Below are 14,998 nucleotides of genomic sequence, written 5' to 3'. Positions count from 1 at the left end.
TCAAGACACGTGAGGAACCACCGATGAACATCCTGGACGCGCTTGACGCCCAGTCGCTGCGCACTGACATCCCGGCCTTCCGCGCCGGTGACACGCTGAAGGTTCACGTCCGCGTCATCGAGGGCTCGCGCGAGCGCGTCCAGGTGTTCCAGGGCGTCGTGATCCGTCGTCAGAACGGCGGCATCCGCGAGACCTTCACCGTCCGCAAGGTCTCGTTCGGCGTCGGCGTCGAGCGCACCTTCCCGGTGCACTCCCCGAACATCGCCGAGATCGAGGTCGCCACCCGCGGTGACGTGCGTCGCGCCAAGCTGTACTACCTGCGCGACCTGCGCGGCAAGGCCGCCAAGATCAAGGAGAAGCGCGAGGCCCGTCCGGTCTCCTGACCGGTGGCTTCAAGCCCAGAAGACTTCGAGGACGCCTCCGCACCGGATGAACCGGAGCGGGGGCGTACTCCTGTCTGGAGAGAAATTCTCTACGTCGTCATGACGGCCGTCGTGCTGACGGTGCTCATCCAGGCGTTCGTGGCGCGGGTCTACGTGATCCCCTCGGCGTCGATGGAGAACACGTTGCACGGCTGCACCGGCTGCGAGAACGACCGCGTGCTGGTCGACAAGATCACCTACCGCTTCGGCGACATCGAGCCGGGCGAGGTGGTCGTGTTCCGCGGCCCCGAGGCGTGGACCTCCAACGACTTCCGCGCCGCCCGGTCGACGAATCCCGTCGCGGGTTTCGTGCAGAACATCGGTTCGCTGCTGGGCATCTCGCCCGCGAACGAGCGCGACTTCGTCAAGCGCGTGATCGCGTTGCCCGGTCAGACGGTGATGTGTTGCGACGAGCAGCACCGTGTCGTTGTGGACGGAAAATCGCTCGACGAGCCGTATGTGTACTGGCAGCAAGGCACTTCGCCCGCTGACCACGAGCCGTTCGAGCCGATCCGGGTGCCGGATGGACGGTTGTTCGTCATGGGGGACAACCGGATGAACTCCACGGACTCGCGCAAACAGGGCGGCGGGGGCGTAGCGGGCACGGTGCCCGTCGAGAACGTCATCGGGAAAGCCCGGTACGTCGTTTTCCCGAAAGATCGGTGGAGTGTTGTGTCGGATCACAACCCCCAGCCCCTAGGCTGATCTCGTGGTCGACGACGCTCCAGAGCAGAACCCGTCCGGTGACGAGCCCAGTTCGGACGCTTCGGACAAGCCCGCGAAGCAGAAGAAAAAGGGCAACTTCTGGAAGGAACTGCCCGTCCTCATCCTGGTCGCGTTCGGCCTCGCGATCGGCATCCAGATCTTTCTCGGCCGCGTCTACATGATCCCCTCCGAGTCGATGGAGGCGACGCTGCACGGTTGCACCGACTGCTACGGCGACCGGGTGCTCGTGGACAAGGTCACCTACCGCTTCACCGATCCGTCGCCGGGTGACGTGATCGTGTTCCGCGGGCCGCCGTCGTGGCAGAACGACTTCATCTCCGACGAGCCGGCCAACCCGATCTCGCAGGGGCTGTCGTGGCTCGGGTCGCTGATCGGGCTGCCGTCGGCGAACGAGGAGGACTTCGTCAAACGCGTGATCGCCGTCGGCGGGCAGACGGTGAAGTGCTGCGACGAGCAGAACCGCGTGACGGTCGACGGCAAGGCGCTGGACGAGCCGTACAAGCACTTCGACGAGGGCACGCCGGCCGAGCAGGAGTCGTTCGAGGAGCTCAAGATCCCGGACGGCATGCTGTTCGTGCTCGGCGACAACCGCAACCACTCGTGCGACTCGCGTTGCCAGGGCCAGGGCGGCCTCAACGGCCTCGTGCCGGTGGACGACGTGATCGGCAAGGCGCGCGTGATCGTGCTGCCTCCGTCGAGGTGGGGCGGGGTGACGGACCACGATCCGCAGGCCCTGTCGATGGGTGCGCCGGGATGGCAGCAGAACGTCCCGCTGGGGCTCGGTATCGTCGCGGCGTGGCCGCTTCTGCTGCTCGGACGTCGAGTGCGAGACCGATTCCGCCGATGACCATGCTGATGCCGCCTCGCGCGGTGGTGCGGGGCTCGTCCGGGAACTGGGCTTTGCAAAGCACGCTGGAGCGCCGGGGCCTGGGGCCCGTCGCCGGCGTCGACGAGGCAGGGCGCGGGCCGTGCGCCGGCCCGTTGGTGATCGCCGCGTGTGTCCTTCGACCGGGTGATGCTTCGCGGTTCGAGGGGCTGAACGACTCGAAGCTGATGACGGCGTCGGCACGCGATCGGATGTACGACCTGGTGCTCAAGCGTGCGCTGGATCACTCGGTCGTGGTCGTGTCGCCCGCCGACATCGACTGGCTGGGCATCCACGTCATGAACATCGAGGGCATGAGGCGTGCGGTCGCGCAGATGGCGACGCACCCCGGCTACGTGCTGACGGACGGCTTCAAGGTGCCGGGGATGCCCGCGCCGAACGTGGCGGTGCTCAAGGGCGACCAGGCGGCTGCGTGCGTGGCGGCGGCATCGGTGCTGGCCAAGGTCACGCGGGACCGGATCATGGCCGACCTGCACACCCGTCACCCGCAGTACGGGTTCAACGTGCACAAGGGGTACTGCACGCCGGAACACACGGCGGCGTTGATGGAGCACGGGCCGTGTGCGGAGCATCGCTGGTCGTATGTAAATGTGGCAGCGGCGGCCACCAAGCACGGCCTCGCCGCGCCGCACAGGGTGGCGCGCGGCACGACCGCGCAGGCTGTGGTCCAGAATGATGCAACCCCGGCTGACGCCGGGGAGCTCGCGACGAGTGAGGGCGCGGAGCAGATGACCCGCGCGGAGGCGTAATGAGTGCAGAGGATCTCGAGAAGTACGAGACCGAGATGGAGCTGTCGCTGTACAAGGAGTACCGCGACATCGTCAGCCAGTTCTCGTTCGTCGTGGAGACCGAACGGCGTTTCTACCTGGCCAACTCGGTGGACGTGCAGGTGCGCAACGCCGATGGCGAGGTGTACTTCGAGGTGCGCATGTCGGACGCGTGGGTGTGGGACATGTACCGCCCCGCGAGGTTCGTCAAGAACGTTCGTGTCATCACGTTCAAGGACGTGAACGTGGAGGAGCTGGACAAGCCGGACCTGCGTTTGCCGGAAAGCGGGCCGTTCCCCACGTAGGCCACTGGTGGCGTGACCCGAAACGTTGGCGCGAATTCGCGCGGCAACGGTTCAGGCCACGCCACTAGCACACCCCACCGACAAATCCGCCGTTTCAAGATCCACAACGGCCGACTTGTCCACAGGCGCTGAGTTGTCCACAGATTCCCCTCAGCCCCGTCGCTCCTCCCGCCCCGCCCTGCAAGGTCGTACCAACGACCCGCAGGGAGGCGAGGGCAGTGGTGGCACAGGCATCGGTCGAGACCAGGCAGCAGGAGAAGGGGCGTCAGGGCGAGGACCTGGCGTGCAGGTACCTGGAAGAGCAGGGCCTGGTGGTGCTGTCGCGGAACTGGACGTGCCGCGACGGTGAACTCGACGTCGTGGCCGTGGAGGGCGACCGGCTGGTCGTCTGCGAGGTCAAGACCAGGTCCGGCCCTGCCTGGGGCCGCCCGGACGAGGCGGTGGACGAGCGCAAGCTCTCACGCCTGCGCCGGACAGCCCTGCGGTGGCTGGCGGCGCACGGCGTCGGCTGGTGCAACGTCCGCGTCGACCTGATCTCAGTCACCTGGCCTCCCTCCGGTGAAGCGCGCCTGCAGCACCTGCGGGGAGCCTGAGATGGGCTTGGCGCAGGCGTGGTCCGTCGCCCTCTACGGTGTCGACGGCCTGGCGGTCGAGATCGAGGCCGACGTGGGCGTGGGCCAGCCCCGCACCCACCTCCTAGGGCTTCCTGACGCGTCCTTGCACGAGTCGAAGGAGCGCGTGAAGGCCGCCGTCCGCAACAGCGAGGAGGAGTGGCCGAAGCAGCGCATCGTCCTCGGCCTGTCCCCGGCGAACCTGCCCAAGGGTGGCAGCAGCTACGACGTCGCCATCGCCTGCGCCACCCTCGCCGCCGCCGGCTCGGTCCCGTGCGATCGCCTGGCCACCACCGTCCTGCTGGGCGAGCTGGCCCTGGACGGCCGGGTCCGCCCGATCCGCGGCGTCCTGCCCGCCCTGCTGGCCGCACGCCGAGCAGGCCTCAAGGCGGCCGTCGTCCCGGTCGACGCCCTGCCGGAGGCCGCCCTGGTGGACGGCATCGAACTCCACGGAGCCCAGACCCTCCGCGAGGTCCTGGCCTGGCTGCGCGGCGAGGACGTGACGCTGCAACCCCCACCGGCCTGCGCGGACCCACCACTGCCGGACGTCCCGGACCTGGCCGACGTGGTGGGTCAGCCAGAAGCCCGCTGGGCCCTGGAGGTGGCCGCGGCAGGCGCCCACCACCTCCTCCTGACGGGCCCGCCGGGCACCGGAAAGACGATGCTGGCCGAACGCCTCCCCGGCCTGCTCCCACCGCTGTCGCGCCAAGATTCCCTGGCGGTGACAGCCGTCCACTCGGTGGCAGGCGTCCTGTCCTCGGACTACCCGCTGGTGGCCAGCCCGCCGTTCGTCAACGTCCACCACACGACGTCGATAGCGGCCCTGATAGGCGGCGGCAGCGGACTGGCCAAGCCAGGCGCGGCCTCCCGCGCCCACAAGGGCGTCCTCTTCCTCGACGAGGCCTGCGAGTTCGGCCAGAAGACGATCGACACCCTCCGCACCGCCCTGGAAGAAGGCGAAGTCCGCATCGCCCGCCGCGACGGCATAGCCCGCTACCCGGCCCGCTTCCAGCTGATCCTCGCCACCAACCCGTGCCCGTGCGCCCCGCCGAAGGAAGTCGACTGCATCTGCACGGCCACAGTCCGCCGCCGCTACCAGTCCCGCCTCTCCGGCCCACTGCTCGACCGCGTGGACCTCAGGGTCCGAATGAGGGCCACCACAGCCATGTCCAACGCCGACGCCGCGCCACCAGAACCGACATCGGTCGTCCGCGAACGAGTGCTGAAAGCCAGATCCCGAGCCGCCACCCGCTGGTCGGCCCACGGCCACACCTGGCAGGCCAACGCCCTGGTCCCAGGCCCAGCCCTACGCCGAGAGTTCGCCCTGCCAAGACCAACCACGGCCCTGCTGGACCGAGCGCTGGCCGTAGGCGCCCTGACGGGCAGAGGCGCCGACCGCTGCCTACGAGTCGCCTGGACCCTCGCCGACCTGGCCGAAGCCGACCGCCCAACCCAGGACCACGTGGCCGCAGCCCTCCAGTTCCGAGAACGCAGAGCCCCCTGACCACACCCGCACGCCACCACCAGCCACCCCGACACCAGCCGCAGAGCCACATCGCTCCACCTCCATGCCGTAGGCGGCTCCACGCCACAGCCCGAGCCGTGAGCAGCGCAGCTTCGCGCTGCGCCCAAAGCCACCACCTGCGGAGCTTGCCGCTCTACCCCAAGCCGTCGGCCGCGGAGAGTCAACGCCCCGACTCCGCGTCCGGCCTCAACAGAGCGGGCGCTCGTCCCCCTGCGAGCGCCCGCTCACCCTCCAGACACCTCAACCCGCTCGCGCAGGTTGCACAGCCCCAGTCCCGCCGCCCCAGTCCCACCAGCTCAGGTCTGCCTGGGCATCCATGCGTGCCTAGGTCCGATGCCCATCCGGGTCCCAGACCTGCCGTTCAGGCGCGAGCTACCCAGCATCAGCGCCCTCTCCAAGCAGCCCGGCGCGGAGTCCCACTCCCACTCCGCGCCCGGCACCAGATCCACCGAGACGTTCGGACGCCTGTCCCAACCCAGGCGTCCGAACCACCGGACACGAGCCTCGAGCCGCGGCTCGTGTCCGGTCCCGAGCGGGTCGCCCGCCTTTCCCAGCGGGCGACCCGCTCACCTACCACTTCACGAACCTCAGCACCTTCGAACAAGGAGCCCGACCCATGACCCCTCTCCTGATCCCAGCCGCGGCCTCGGCAACTGCCCTCACGGCCGCTGTGCCCGCTTTCCTGCAGCTGCAGTGCACAGTCCGGAAGCGCACATCCGGTGCCAGCCCGCCAAGTCCGTGGCGCCCCGACCCCTGGCACCGCTGGCTGCCCTGGTGGTGGTTCCGGTGACTACAACGCCAACCCCACTCATCGCGTCGCCGACTGCTGCGCCCGACGACCCGGCCACCACCGGAGCCGTCGACCCGGTCGCCGTTCCAGCAACCAATCCGGCCGGCGAATCCGCTGTCGCGCGCGTCGTGCTACCCAGCGCGCCGCCGGTCGGCACCCCACTCACCGCATCGCCCACCACCACTCGGCCCACCAGATCGCCTACCGCCACCACTCGGCCCACCAGATCGCCTACCGCCACCACTCGGCCCACCAGATCGCTGGCTGTTCCGGCAGCTCACCAAGCCGCCGTACCAACCGCCGGCCCGGCCGCCACCCGAGCCGCCAACCCGGCTGCCACCAGAGCCGTCGACCCGGCCGTCACTCAAGCGGCCGACCTGGCCGTCGTGCCAGCGAGCGCCCCCGCCACCGATGCCGTTCGTCTGGCGAGGGCCTACCTGTCCCGTGTCGCAGAGCCCTACCCGGCGGCCCTCGCGGCGCTGGTCGCCGAAGTCGGGCCCGTCGAGGCCGCGGATCGTGTGCGCGCCGGCGAAATTTCGCCGTCCGTGGCCAGTCAGACGGCTGCCCGGCGGGCGGAGGAGCGGGCTCACGCGGACCTTGTCGCCATTGCCAAGGCGGGTGGGCGGTTGGTCATTCCTGAAGACGAGGAGTGGCCGCGGTGGCCGTTGCTCGCGCTGGAGAACGCGGGCGGCCGTCGGTGTGGAGGTGAGCCGCTCGCGTTGTGGGTGCGTGGGCCTCATTTCCTTGCCGACGCGGTGGACAAGGCCGTGGCCGTGGTCGGGTCGCGGGCTTCCAGCGGGTACGGGGAGCAGGTTGCCGGCGAGTTCGCCTACGGGTTGGCGTTGGCCGGCATGACCGTTGTTTCCGGTGCCGCGTATGGGATTGATGGTGCGGCTCATCGTGGTGCGTTCGGTGCCGGTGGGCTGACGATCGCGGTGCTGGCGTGTGGGGCGGACGTCGCCTATCCCGCTGGGCACCAGGGGCTGCTCGCCAAGGTCGCGCGGGAAGGCCTGATCGTCAGCGAGTACCCGCCTGGCGTGATGCCCGCGCGGCATCGGTTTCTCACTCGCAACAGGCTCATCGCGGCGTTGGGCGGCGGCACTGTCGTCGTGGAGGCCGGGCGGCGTAGCGGGGCCAAGAACACGGCCGCGATCACGCTTGCGCTCGGGCGGCCGTTGATGGTGGTGCCGGGGCCTGTGACGTCGGCGAGTTCTGTTGGTTGTCACGAGTTGTTGCGGGACGGGCGGGCGGTGTCGGTGAGTTCGGTCGCCGAGATCGTCGAGTCGGTGGGGCGGTTCGGTGATGACCTCGCCACCGAGCCCGCCGAGAAGGAGAGCGACCTCGGTGCGCCGCACGGGGAGGCCATGCGGGTGTACGAGGCCCTCGGGAAGCGGAACGGGGTCAGCGACGAGGTCGTGTCGGTCGAGTCCGGGGTGCCGTTGGAGCGGGTGCGGGCGTTGCTGCCCGAGCTGGAACTCGCCGGGCTGGCGCTTCAGCTCGACGGGGGCTGGCAGAAGCTGGAGATGAGGTGAGTTCTGTCCACTGTGGATGGACGGGTCAGCGGGTGCGGAGGTAGCGCGGGACGGCGAGGGCTGTCACGACGACCGCGGCCGTGAGGATCGACCAGAACGTGATGCCGAAGTCCCTCGCGACCGTCATCGCGACGTCGGACTGCGGCGTCGGGGACTGGCAGATCGGCAGGTTCCTGGCCTCCTCGGCCGGACAGCCGAGGTAGATGCCACGCAGCCTGGCTGACCAGGTCCACAAGACCGCGAACAGCCAGCCGCCGGCAACGCAGGCGCAAGGCACGGCATACGTGAGGAAGGAGGACATTCGGGAAGCGCTCGGGTCGGTGCGGCGCCATGACCTGCCGAGGGCGTCCAGCCACCAGCACAGGCCGAAGATTCCCAGAGCGAGAGCGAGGAGCACGGATGGTGCGATCGGGACGCCGATCGGAGCCTGGTCGAAGATCTGGGTGTAGAGCGGCAGGTGGCTGCCGATCACCAGGCCGCTGAGCAGTGCGGCGGCGGTGAGCAGGGGGCGCAAGCGGTTGCGGTCTTCCTGCCAGGCGCCGCGCCACAGGCAGAAGGCCGCGAACAGAGTCAGCGGGATGCCGATCGCCACGCCGGTGAAGATCGGGGTGCTCCTGTCCTCGGTACTGCCGCTGAGGAGCATGTCCTGCAACGTCACGAAGGCCGTGCCTGCCGCTGCGGCGCCCAGCGACACCTGGCCCATCGGTGAGGCCAGCAGGCGCAGCGGGTTCGTCAGGGCCTGGGAGCGTTCGTCGGCTCCGGGGTGATGGCGCAGCCAGGAGCGGACCACCGAGCGGGTCTGGTCGGTCTCGTGCGCCTTGACGGCGGCCAGGAGGCCTTCCACGCCGAACTCGGCCGCGTGCAGGTCGGCGGCGTGTTCGCGGGCGCGCAGGAAGGCGCGGGCGATCAGTTCGGTGACGAGGGTCAGTGCGGCCAGGCGCAGTGTGCTCACGAGGAAGGAGGTGACGTCGCCGCGGTCCAGCAGGACTTCCAGCCACAGCACCAGCAGGGCGAAGAAGCCGGTGGAGAGGTTCGAGAACCGCAGGACGGTGGCCAGTTGGTACCACCAGAGGTCGCCTGCGTGCACGTGGGCGAGTTCGTGGCGCACCACGGCGTCGAACACGGCTTTGCGTTCGCCGGGCATCGAGTGCAGGGCCAGGAGTTCCGGTCCCAGCACGACGATCGGCTTGCGCGGCGCGCCGGTGACGTAGGCGCGGCTGCCCAGGCGTTTGCCGAGGCGCACGTCCACGTGGCGCGGCGGGTTCACCTGCCGCACGAGCTCCGCCACCGCCTTGCCGGCCTCGCGGAGGCCGGTGCCGGCGATCGGTGTGGAGCGGCGGACGCGGACCGCGGTGTAGAAGCCGTAGGCCGCCAGGCCCGGCGTCAGGAGCATCTGCAGTTTCTGCAGGTAGGAGGCTGCGCCGCCCTGTTCGAGGCCGGACAGCCAGTTCGCGACGAAGAAGACGTTGAGCAGCACCGTCACGGCGAGGAGGAGAAGCAGGAGGATCATCTCGGACGGTAGTGCCCTGGGGTTGACCTGCGGCTTCTCTTCCGTCATCCCGAGGTGTCACCGGCCTCGCGTCTGGCGTCGCCGCCGCTGTCCTGGTCGTTGTCGCGCAGCACGAGGGCGGCGATGACGGCGTCCGCGAGCGCGTCGGCCTTCTGCTGGTCCATGCCGAGCGAGAGGGCGCGCTCAAGGGCGATCTGGCGCACCTCGGCGAGCTGCGTCGTGGTCAGCGGTGTGGACGGCAACTCGAGTGTCGCGGCGGGCTTGCCGCGGAGCTTTCGCCATGCTTTGCGCACGGCGTTGGTGGTGCCGTCGCTGACGGCCTTGCCGACGCTGTCGGAGACGGCGGTGATCACGCTGCCGGACACGAGGGCGATCACCGGGGTCGCCATCGCGACGATGTCGCCCAGGCCGAAGCCCAGCGGGTCGTCGTGGGCCTGGCGCAGGCGGCGTTCGGCCTGCTTGGGGCTCTCCAGGTAGGGAGCGGCGACGATGTCGAACGAGGACAGCTCCTCAGGAGCGATCTTGCGCACGACTCGGCGAGCGAGCTCGTCGGCTGTTCGGACGGTGGTGCTGGCTGCCATCACTACTCCGAAAGGTGATCTGTGCGTGCCGCCAAACCCCTGCTCGTCACAGGGAGTTGAAACGTTATCGTGTTCCCGATCATGAGAGCGCTCTCAAATGGCGCGGGGGTGTGGCGATACTTGACCAAACGCCTCGACTGGCGCAGCGTCTTGGCCTATGTCCCCGCCGCCGCATGGTCGGACACGTCGTGTCGATCTCGTTCGCCTGCGCGAAAAACTGCCGGCGACCGTGGCAGACGTGGTGCGGCAGTACGAACGGCACCTGATGTTGGAGCGTGATCTGTCTCCGCACACGGTGCGCGCCTATATCGGTGACGTCGTGGCATTGCTTGGACACGTCGCGGGGAATATCCCGGAAAACGCGGATGTCGAGCGCATCGACCTGACGAATTTGCGGTCATGGCTTGCCGCACAACGCACTGCGGGTGCGAGCCGCACGACACTCGCGCGCCGTGCCGCTGCCGCGCGCACGTTCACCGCGTGGGCGCACAGAGCTGGGCATTTGGCCTCGGATCCGGGGCCTCGGCTCGCTGCTCCACGACCGCATCGGACGTTGCCGTCGGTGTTGCGCGAGGACCAGGCGAAGGACGCGATGCGGGCCGTATCCTCTGGCGCGTCCCAAGGCGATCCGGTTGCGCTGCGTGATCAGGCCGTGGTGGAGTTGCTGTACGCCACAGGTATCCGCGTGGCCGAACTCTGTGGTCTTGATCTCGACGACGTGGACTACTCCCTAAGGGTGATTCGAGTTCTGGGCAAAGGTGGACGCGAGCGCAGCACGCCGTTCGGCGTGCCTGCCGAGCGAGCGCTGCGGCGGTGGGTGGACGAGGGAAGAAACGCCCTGGTAGCACCGGATTCGCCACCGGCGGTGTTCCTCGGCGCTCGCGGCGGCCGGCTGAACCAGCGAGCCGTTCGCACTCTTGTCCACGAGGTCGTCGCCGTCGTACCGGACGCACCGGACATCGGGCCGCACGGGTTGCGCCACTCCGCTGCGACCCATTTGCTGGAAGGAGGAGCGGACCTGCGCACCGTCCAAGAACTGCTTGGTCACGCTACGCTCGCAACGACTCAGCTTTACACACACGTCACTGTCGAACGGCTGAAGGCGATCCATGACCGAACCCACCCCCGTTCCTGACGCCGCAGGGGGAGGATCGCGTACGGCGACCGTGCCCCCTGAACCCGTCCTGCCCGCACCAGTGTCGAAGCAGGCGAGCAACGGGCACCGTCAGAACGGCGCGCCACGCACCGAGGAGACCCCCGAGCCCGGTGCCAACACGCATGTCAACGGCACGCCCGCTGCCGTTCCGACTGCGGTGACGCGCGCGGACGTGCGGTCCGGTGACGACGTCGAGGCCGGCATCGTCGCCCTGTGGCGCGGCTACGGCGAGTCCCGCGAGCAGAGCCAGCGCGACCGCCTGGTGCTGCACTACGCGCCGCTGGTCAAGTACGTCGCCGGCCGTGTCGGCACGGGCCTGCCCGCCCACGTGGACGTGGCCGACCTGATCCAGTCCGGCATCTTCGGCCTGGTCGACGCGATCGAGAAGTTCGAGCCGGAGCGAGGCCTCAAGTTCGAGACCTACGCCATGCAGCGCATTCGCGGTGCGATCCTCGACGACCTGCGCTCGCAGGACTGGGTGCCGCGCTCGGTCCGCAGCCGCGCCCGCGACGTCGAACGAGCCCTCGAACGCCTCGGCGCCAAGCTGCAGCGCACGCCCACCGACCGCGAGCTCGCCGCAGAGCTCAAGATCGGCCTGGCCGAACTGCGCGAGCTCTACGGCCAGCTCCAGCTCACCAGCGTCGTCGCCCTGGACGAGCTGATCGCCCCGAACAAGGGCGGCTCCTCGCTGGCCGAATCGCTGCCCGACGACGCCGCGGAAGACCCGGTGGCGAGCCTCGTCGACCAGGACAGCCGCCGTCAGCTGGCCGACGCGATCGCCCAGCTGGCAGAACGCGACCGCGTGGTCGTGACCCTCTACTACTTCGAGAACCTGACCCTCGCCGAGATCGGCAAGGTCCTCGGCGTGACCGAGTCCAGGGTCTGCCAGCTGCACACCCGCGCCGTCCTGCGCCTGCGCACCAAGCTCAACGAGCAGTCCGAGGCCTGACCGAACCTCGTCCCACCCCAGCGGCCTGGCGAGTGCCGGGCTGCCGGACACCCGTACCGAGAAGTCGTACGGGCCTCCTCAAAGTGGCTTGAACCCCCTTTCCGTCCGTTGCCAGGGCTAATTCACTCGAACGGGTGGCCCTCGGGCCTGCTCTCAGCACGCCCCGTGCCCATTCGGGCATCCCGGCGAACGCCTGACCCCGGAACCGGGCGGCGAACGGCCCGGTGCGCCGAGCGTCGCGCGGACGCCGAACAGGAGTGGTCGTGGTCCTGCTGCCTGCGACAGCACCAGGCCAGCAGCCCGAAGACGGCCGGACCGCGGCCGCGCGGCAGCCGCCTCGGGCGTCGCGGGAACCGGGCAACGGGCGAACAGGCAGGCCGGGAGACGGGCGAGGTGAGGGGACAGCCGTCTCCCGGCCACCTGACGGGCGCTTGCGGCGTGTGTCGGGGTGCGCCGCTGCTCAACCGCCGTGGGAACGGCGGGAAGCGCCCGATCGGAGCGCCGCGCGGGGACAGTGCCGCGCGACGGAGGCCGGCTAGCCGCCCCGGGAGGGCGTGGTGAGGGGCAGCAGCCGCACCCGGCCCAGGCTGACCAGGCGGAGCGGGTCCAGGTACGCGTGGCCTCTGCGGGCGCCCCAGTGCAGGCAGGGAGCCGGGCAGTGCCCGGCTTCCAGGTGACCGATCACCTCGCCCCGGCGCACCGGGCGACCGGCCGCGACGGTGGGGGCGATCGGCTCGTAGGTGGTGCGCAGGCCGTTGCGGTGCTCCAGGGACACCAGGGTCCTGGCGGCCACCGCGCCCGCGAACACCACGGTGGCATCGCCCGCGGCCAGGACCGCTGTGCCGGCGGGCGCGGAGAGGTCCACGCCCCGGTGACCGGGACCGAACGGGGAGGCCGGCGCCTCGAACGCGCGCACCACGGAGTGGGGCGGTGGCAGCGGCCAGGCGAACCGGACCGGGGCAGGGGCCAGGAGCGTCGAGACGAGCAGCGCGGCGGGGAGGAGGGGCATGGGTCAACGGTCGCGGGAGGGGGTGCCGGGGACCAGCGGGTATTGGGAATCTGTGGATTACTCGCCGGTTGTGGACAACTACCTCCGGCGAGGTGGGGGCGATTCGAAGTTTGTCGGGGGTGAGGAGTAGACTTTTGGGCGCGTCCCGTCTGTGCGCGGGACGACTTCGCGTGCCAACGCAGATCCGACCGGCTGATCCCAGCAGGGTCGAGTCACGACGTTCGACGGTCCCAACGGCGCAGAGATGCTCCGCGGGTGCGAACGGCGGCTTCGGCACCAGGGCTGAAGGCCGAACCCGGCCGGAAGCGAAAACCGAACTGACGCGCAAAGGTGAGACCTCGCGCGTCCCGACAGATGAGGTGCGAACCGGCCATGGCCGTCGTAACCATGAAGCAGCTGCTTGACAGCGGCGTGCACTTCGGGCACCAGACCCGGCGCTGGAACCCGAAGATGAAGCGCTACATCCTCACTGAGCGCAACGGCATCTACATCATCGACCTGCAGCAGACGCTGACCTACATCGACCGGGCTTACGAGTTCGTGAAGGAAACGGTCGCGCACGGCGGGTCGATCCTGTTCATCGGCACGAAGAAGCAGGCGCAGGAGGCCATCGCCAACGAGGCTCTCCGCGTCGGCATGCCCTACGTGAACCAGCGCTGGCTGGGCGGCATGCTCACCAACTTCTCGACGGTCCACAAGAGGCTTCAGCGCCTCAAGGAGCTCGAGTCGATGGAGCAGACCGGCGGTTTCCAGGGTTTCACCAAGAAGGAAATCCTGATGATGAACCGCGAGAAGGACAAGCTGGAGCGCACGCTCGGCGGTATCCGCGACATGTCCAAGGTGCCCAGCGCCGTGTGGATCGTGGACACCAAGAAGGAGCACATCGCGGTCGGTGAGGCTCGCAAGCTGAACATCCCGATCGTCGCGATCCTCGACACCAACTGCGACCCGGACGAGGTCGAGTTCCCGATCCCGGGCAACGACGACGCGATCCGTTCCGCCGCTCTGCTGACCAAGGTCGTGGCCGAGGCCGCCGCCGCCGGTCTCATGCAGCGCTCCGGTGCTCGCCGCGACGCCGCCGAGGGCCAGGACAAGCCCGACGTCGCCGCCGACGAGCCGCTGGCTGAGTGGGAGCAGGAGCTCCTGACCACCAACGCCGCCGTCGCGACCGAGGCCCCGGCCGAAGCCCCGGCTTCGACCGAGCAGCCCGTCCAGTCCTGATTTCCCCCACGAGGTGCCCGCCCACAAGCGGGCACCTCGTGACCTAAGCGCGTACATCGCAGAAGGAAAACGATGGCGAACTACACCACCGCGGACGTCAAGAAGCTCCGCGAGCTGACCGCCGCCGGCATGATGGACTGCAAGAAGGCGCTGGACGAGGCTGACGGCGACTTCGACAAGGCCGTCGAGATCCTGCGCATCAAGGGCGCCAAGGACGTTGGCAAGCGCGCCGAGCGCACCACGTCCAACGGCCTCGTGGCCGTCAAGGACGGCGCGATGGTCGAGCTCCGCTGCGAGACCGACTTCGTGGCCAAGAACGCCGACTTCATCGCCCTGGCCGACGACATCGTCGCGCTCGCCAAGGCCAACAAGGTCGCCGACGTCGAGGCCCTCAAGGCCGTCGAGGTCGACGGAAAGACCGTGGACGCGCTGGTCCAGGAGTTCTCCGCCAAGATCGGCGAGAAGCTCGAGCTGGCCAAGGCCGTCGACTACGACGGCACCGTCTCGGTCTACCTGCACAAGCGCGCTGCCGACCTGCCGCCCGCCGTCGGCGTGCTCGTCGAGTACACCGGTGACAACGCCGAGGTCGCCAAGGGTGCCGCGATGCAGATCGCCGCGATGCGCCCGAAGTACGTGACCCGTGACGAGGTCCCCGAGGAGCTCGTCGCCAACGAGCGTCGCATCGCCGAGGAGACCGCTCGCGAGGAGGGCAAGCCCGAGGGCGCGCTCCCCAAGATCGTCGAGGGTCGCGTCAACGGCTTCTTCAAGGACGTCGTGCTCACCGAGCAGGCTTCCGTGACGGACAGCAAGAAGACGGTCAAGGCTCTTCTGGACGAGGCCGGCGTGACGGTTACCCGTTTCGCTCGGTTCGAGGTCGGCCAGAGCTGATTCGCATGAGGGCGGGGTTGCAGGTACCAGCGACCCCGCCCTTGGCGTGTCCACAGAAGTTTCCAGGCCAAAAGCGCGAGGAGAGGACCTGTGAGCGAAGAAGGTAGCCACGGCTACAAC

15 protein-coding genes are annotated in these 14,998 nt (G+C 69.1%); 12 read left to right on the top strand and 3 right to left on the bottom strand.

What is annotated here, in order from left to right; translation table 11 throughout:
- The first annotated feature begins 23 nt into the window (after positions 1-23).
- From rplS to dprA, 8 genes are all read left to right on the top strand, one after another.
- Positions 24-383, top strand: coding sequence for a 50S ribosomal protein L19 (gene rplS, locus SK854_RS25135; RefSeq protein WP_319977558.1), 360 nt, complete (start codon positions 24-26; stop codon positions 381-383).
- Between the two features lie 3 nt (positions 384-386).
- The gene (lepB, locus tag SK854_RS25130) at positions 387-1,127 is read left to right on the top strand and encodes a signal peptidase I (RefSeq protein WP_406601825.1); all 741 of its coding nucleotides are present in this window, start codon (positions 387-389) and stop codon (positions 1,125-1,127) included.
- A gap of 4 nt (positions 1,128-1,131) precedes the next feature.
- Positions 1,132-1,995, top strand: coding sequence for a signal peptidase I (lepB, locus tag SK854_RS25125; RefSeq protein ID WP_319977557.1), 864 nt, complete (start codon positions 1,132-1,134; stop codon positions 1,993-1,995).
- A complete protein-coding gene (locus tag SK854_RS25120) occupies positions 1,992-2,783 on the top strand; it encodes a ribonuclease HII (RefSeq protein WP_319977556.1) in 792 nt (263 codons plus the stop codon). The genes lepB (SK854_RS25125) and SK854_RS25120 overlap by 4 nt, the downstream gene beginning before the upstream one ends.
- Positions 2,783-3,106 carry a DUF2469 domain-containing protein gene (locus tag SK854_RS25115; RefSeq protein ID WP_030468024.1) on the top strand — a complete coding sequence of 108 codons (324 nt, stop codon included), beginning with the start codon at positions 2,783-2,785 and terminating at the stop codon, positions 3,104-3,106. The genes SK854_RS25120 and SK854_RS25115 overlap by 1 nt, the downstream gene beginning before the upstream one ends.
- A gap of 221 nt (positions 3,107-3,327) precedes the next feature.
- Entirely contained in the window at positions 3,328-3,699 is a 372-nt protein-coding gene (locus SK854_RS25110; protein ID WP_319977555.1) for a YraN family protein, read from the top strand.
- 1 nt (position 3,700) lies between these two features.
- Positions 3,701-5,221 carry a YifB family Mg chelatase-like AAA ATPase gene (locus SK854_RS25105; protein ID WP_319977554.1) on the top strand — a complete coding sequence of 507 codons (1,521 nt, stop codon included), beginning with the start codon at positions 3,701-3,703 and terminating at the stop codon, positions 5,219-5,221.
- A gap of 1,197 nt (positions 5,222-6,418) precedes the next feature.
- Positions 6,419-7,564 (top strand): DNA-processing protein DprA, encoded by a 1,146-nt coding sequence (dprA, locus tag SK854_RS25100; protein ID WP_319977553.1) that lies wholly within the window; start codon positions 6,419-6,421, stop codon positions 7,562-7,564.
- Positions 7,565-7,589: 25 nt separating this feature from the next.
- On the opposite strand, the gene SK854_RS25095 is transcribed toward dprA, so the two are convergent.
- Together SK854_RS25095 and SK854_RS25090 are read right to left on the bottom strand one after the other, a co-directional pair.
- On the bottom strand, positions 7,590-9,122 hold the full coding sequence (locus SK854_RS25095; RefSeq protein ID WP_319977552.1) for a M48 family metalloprotease: 1,533 nt from the start codon (positions 9,120-9,122) through the stop codon (positions 7,590-7,592).
- Positions 9,119-9,655 carry a hypothetical protein gene (locus tag SK854_RS25090; protein WP_319977551.1) on the bottom strand — a complete coding sequence of 179 codons (537 nt, stop codon included), beginning with the start codon at positions 9,653-9,655 and terminating at the stop codon, positions 9,119-9,121. Before SK854_RS25090 ends, SK854_RS25095 begins: the two co-directional genes overlap by 4 nt.
- 157 nt (positions 9,656-9,812) lie before the next feature.
- Between SK854_RS25090 and SK854_RS25085 the strand changes: the two genes are divergently transcribed.
- Both SK854_RS25085 and SK854_RS25080 read left to right on the top strand, forming a co-directional pair.
- Positions 9,813-10,790, top strand: a complete 978-nt coding sequence (locus tag SK854_RS25085; RefSeq protein WP_319977550.1) for a tyrosine recombinase XerC — start codon at positions 9,813-9,815, stop codon at positions 10,788-10,790.
- Positions 10,765-11,760, top strand: coding sequence for a FliA/WhiG family RNA polymerase sigma factor (locus tag SK854_RS25080; protein ID WP_319977549.1), 996 nt, complete (start codon positions 10,765-10,767; stop codon positions 11,758-11,760). The genes SK854_RS25085 and SK854_RS25080 overlap by 26 nt, the downstream gene beginning before the upstream one ends.
- Positions 11,761-12,295: 535 nt before the next feature.
- Here the strand turns inward: SK854_RS25080 and SK854_RS25075 are convergent.
- Positions 12,296-12,769: a M23 family metallopeptidase gene (locus SK854_RS25075; RefSeq protein ID WP_319977548.1), complete on the bottom strand. Its 474-nt coding sequence runs from the start codon at positions 12,767-12,769 to the stop codon at positions 12,296-12,298.
- Positions 12,770-13,141: 372 nt separating this feature from the next.
- Here SK854_RS25075 and rpsB point away from each other — a divergent pair, with 372 nt between their 5' ends.
- Positions 13,142-13,990 carry a 30S ribosomal protein S2 gene (gene rpsB, locus SK854_RS25070; RefSeq protein ID WP_319977547.1) on the top strand — a complete coding sequence of 283 codons (849 nt, stop codon included), beginning with the start codon at positions 13,142-13,144 and terminating at the stop codon, positions 13,988-13,990.
- A gap of 72 nt (positions 13,991-14,062) precedes the next feature.
- Positions 14,063-14,878 carry a translation elongation factor Ts gene (tsf, locus tag SK854_RS25065; RefSeq protein ID WP_093593403.1) on the top strand — a complete coding sequence of 272 codons (816 nt, stop codon included), beginning with the start codon at positions 14,063-14,065 and terminating at the stop codon, positions 14,876-14,878.
- Positions 14,879-14,998: the final 120 nt, after the last annotated feature.

The sequence above is a fragment of the Lentzea sokolovensis genome (assembly GCF_033949975.1).
Classification (GTDB): Bacteria; Actinomycetota; Actinomycetes; order Mycobacteriales; family Pseudonocardiaceae; genus Lentzea; species Lentzea sokolovensis.
Note: the sequence above shows the minus strand (reverse complement) of the source record. Positions and strands in the feature narration are given on the sequence as shown.

Coding starts and splice junctions, on each gene's coding strand:
- rplS (WP_319977558.1), top strand. CDS start 24: ATGAACATCCTGGACGCGCTTGACGCCCAGTCGCTGCGCACTGACATC.
- SK854_RS25120 (WP_319977556.1), top strand. CDS start 1,992: ATGACCATGCTGATGCCGCCTCGCGCGGTGGTGCGGGGCTCGTCCGGG.
- SK854_RS25115 (WP_030468024.1), top strand. CDS start 2,783: ATGAGTGCAGAGGATCTCGAGAAGTACGAGACCGAGATGGAGCTGTCG.
- SK854_RS25105 (WP_319977554.1), top strand. CDS start 3,701: ATGGGCTTGGCGCAGGCGTGGTCCGTCGCCCTCTACGGTGTCGACGGC.
- SK854_RS25095 (WP_319977552.1), bottom strand. CDS start 9,122: ATGACGGAAGAGAAGCCGCAGGTCAACCCCAGGGCACTACCGTCCGAG.
- SK854_RS25090 (WP_319977551.1), bottom strand. CDS start 9,655: ATGGCAGCCAGCACCACCGTCCGAACAGCCGACGAGCTCGCTCGCCGA.
- SK854_RS25085 (WP_319977550.1), top strand. CDS start 9,813: ATGTCCCCGCCGCCGCATGGTCGGACACGTCGTGTCGATCTCGTTCGC.
- SK854_RS25080 (WP_319977549.1), top strand. CDS start 10,765: ATGACCGAACCCACCCCCGTTCCTGACGCCGCAGGGGGAGGATCGCGT.
- SK854_RS25075 (WP_319977548.1), bottom strand. CDS start 12,769: ATGCCCCTCCTCCCCGCCGCGCTGCTCGTCTCGACGCTCCTGGCCCCT.
- rpsB (WP_319977547.1), top strand. CDS start 13,142: ATGGCCGTCGTAACCATGAAGCAGCTGCTTGACAGCGGCGTGCACTTC.
- tsf (WP_093593403.1), top strand. CDS start 14,063: ATGGCGAACTACACCACCGCGGACGTCAAGAAGCTCCGCGAGCTGACC.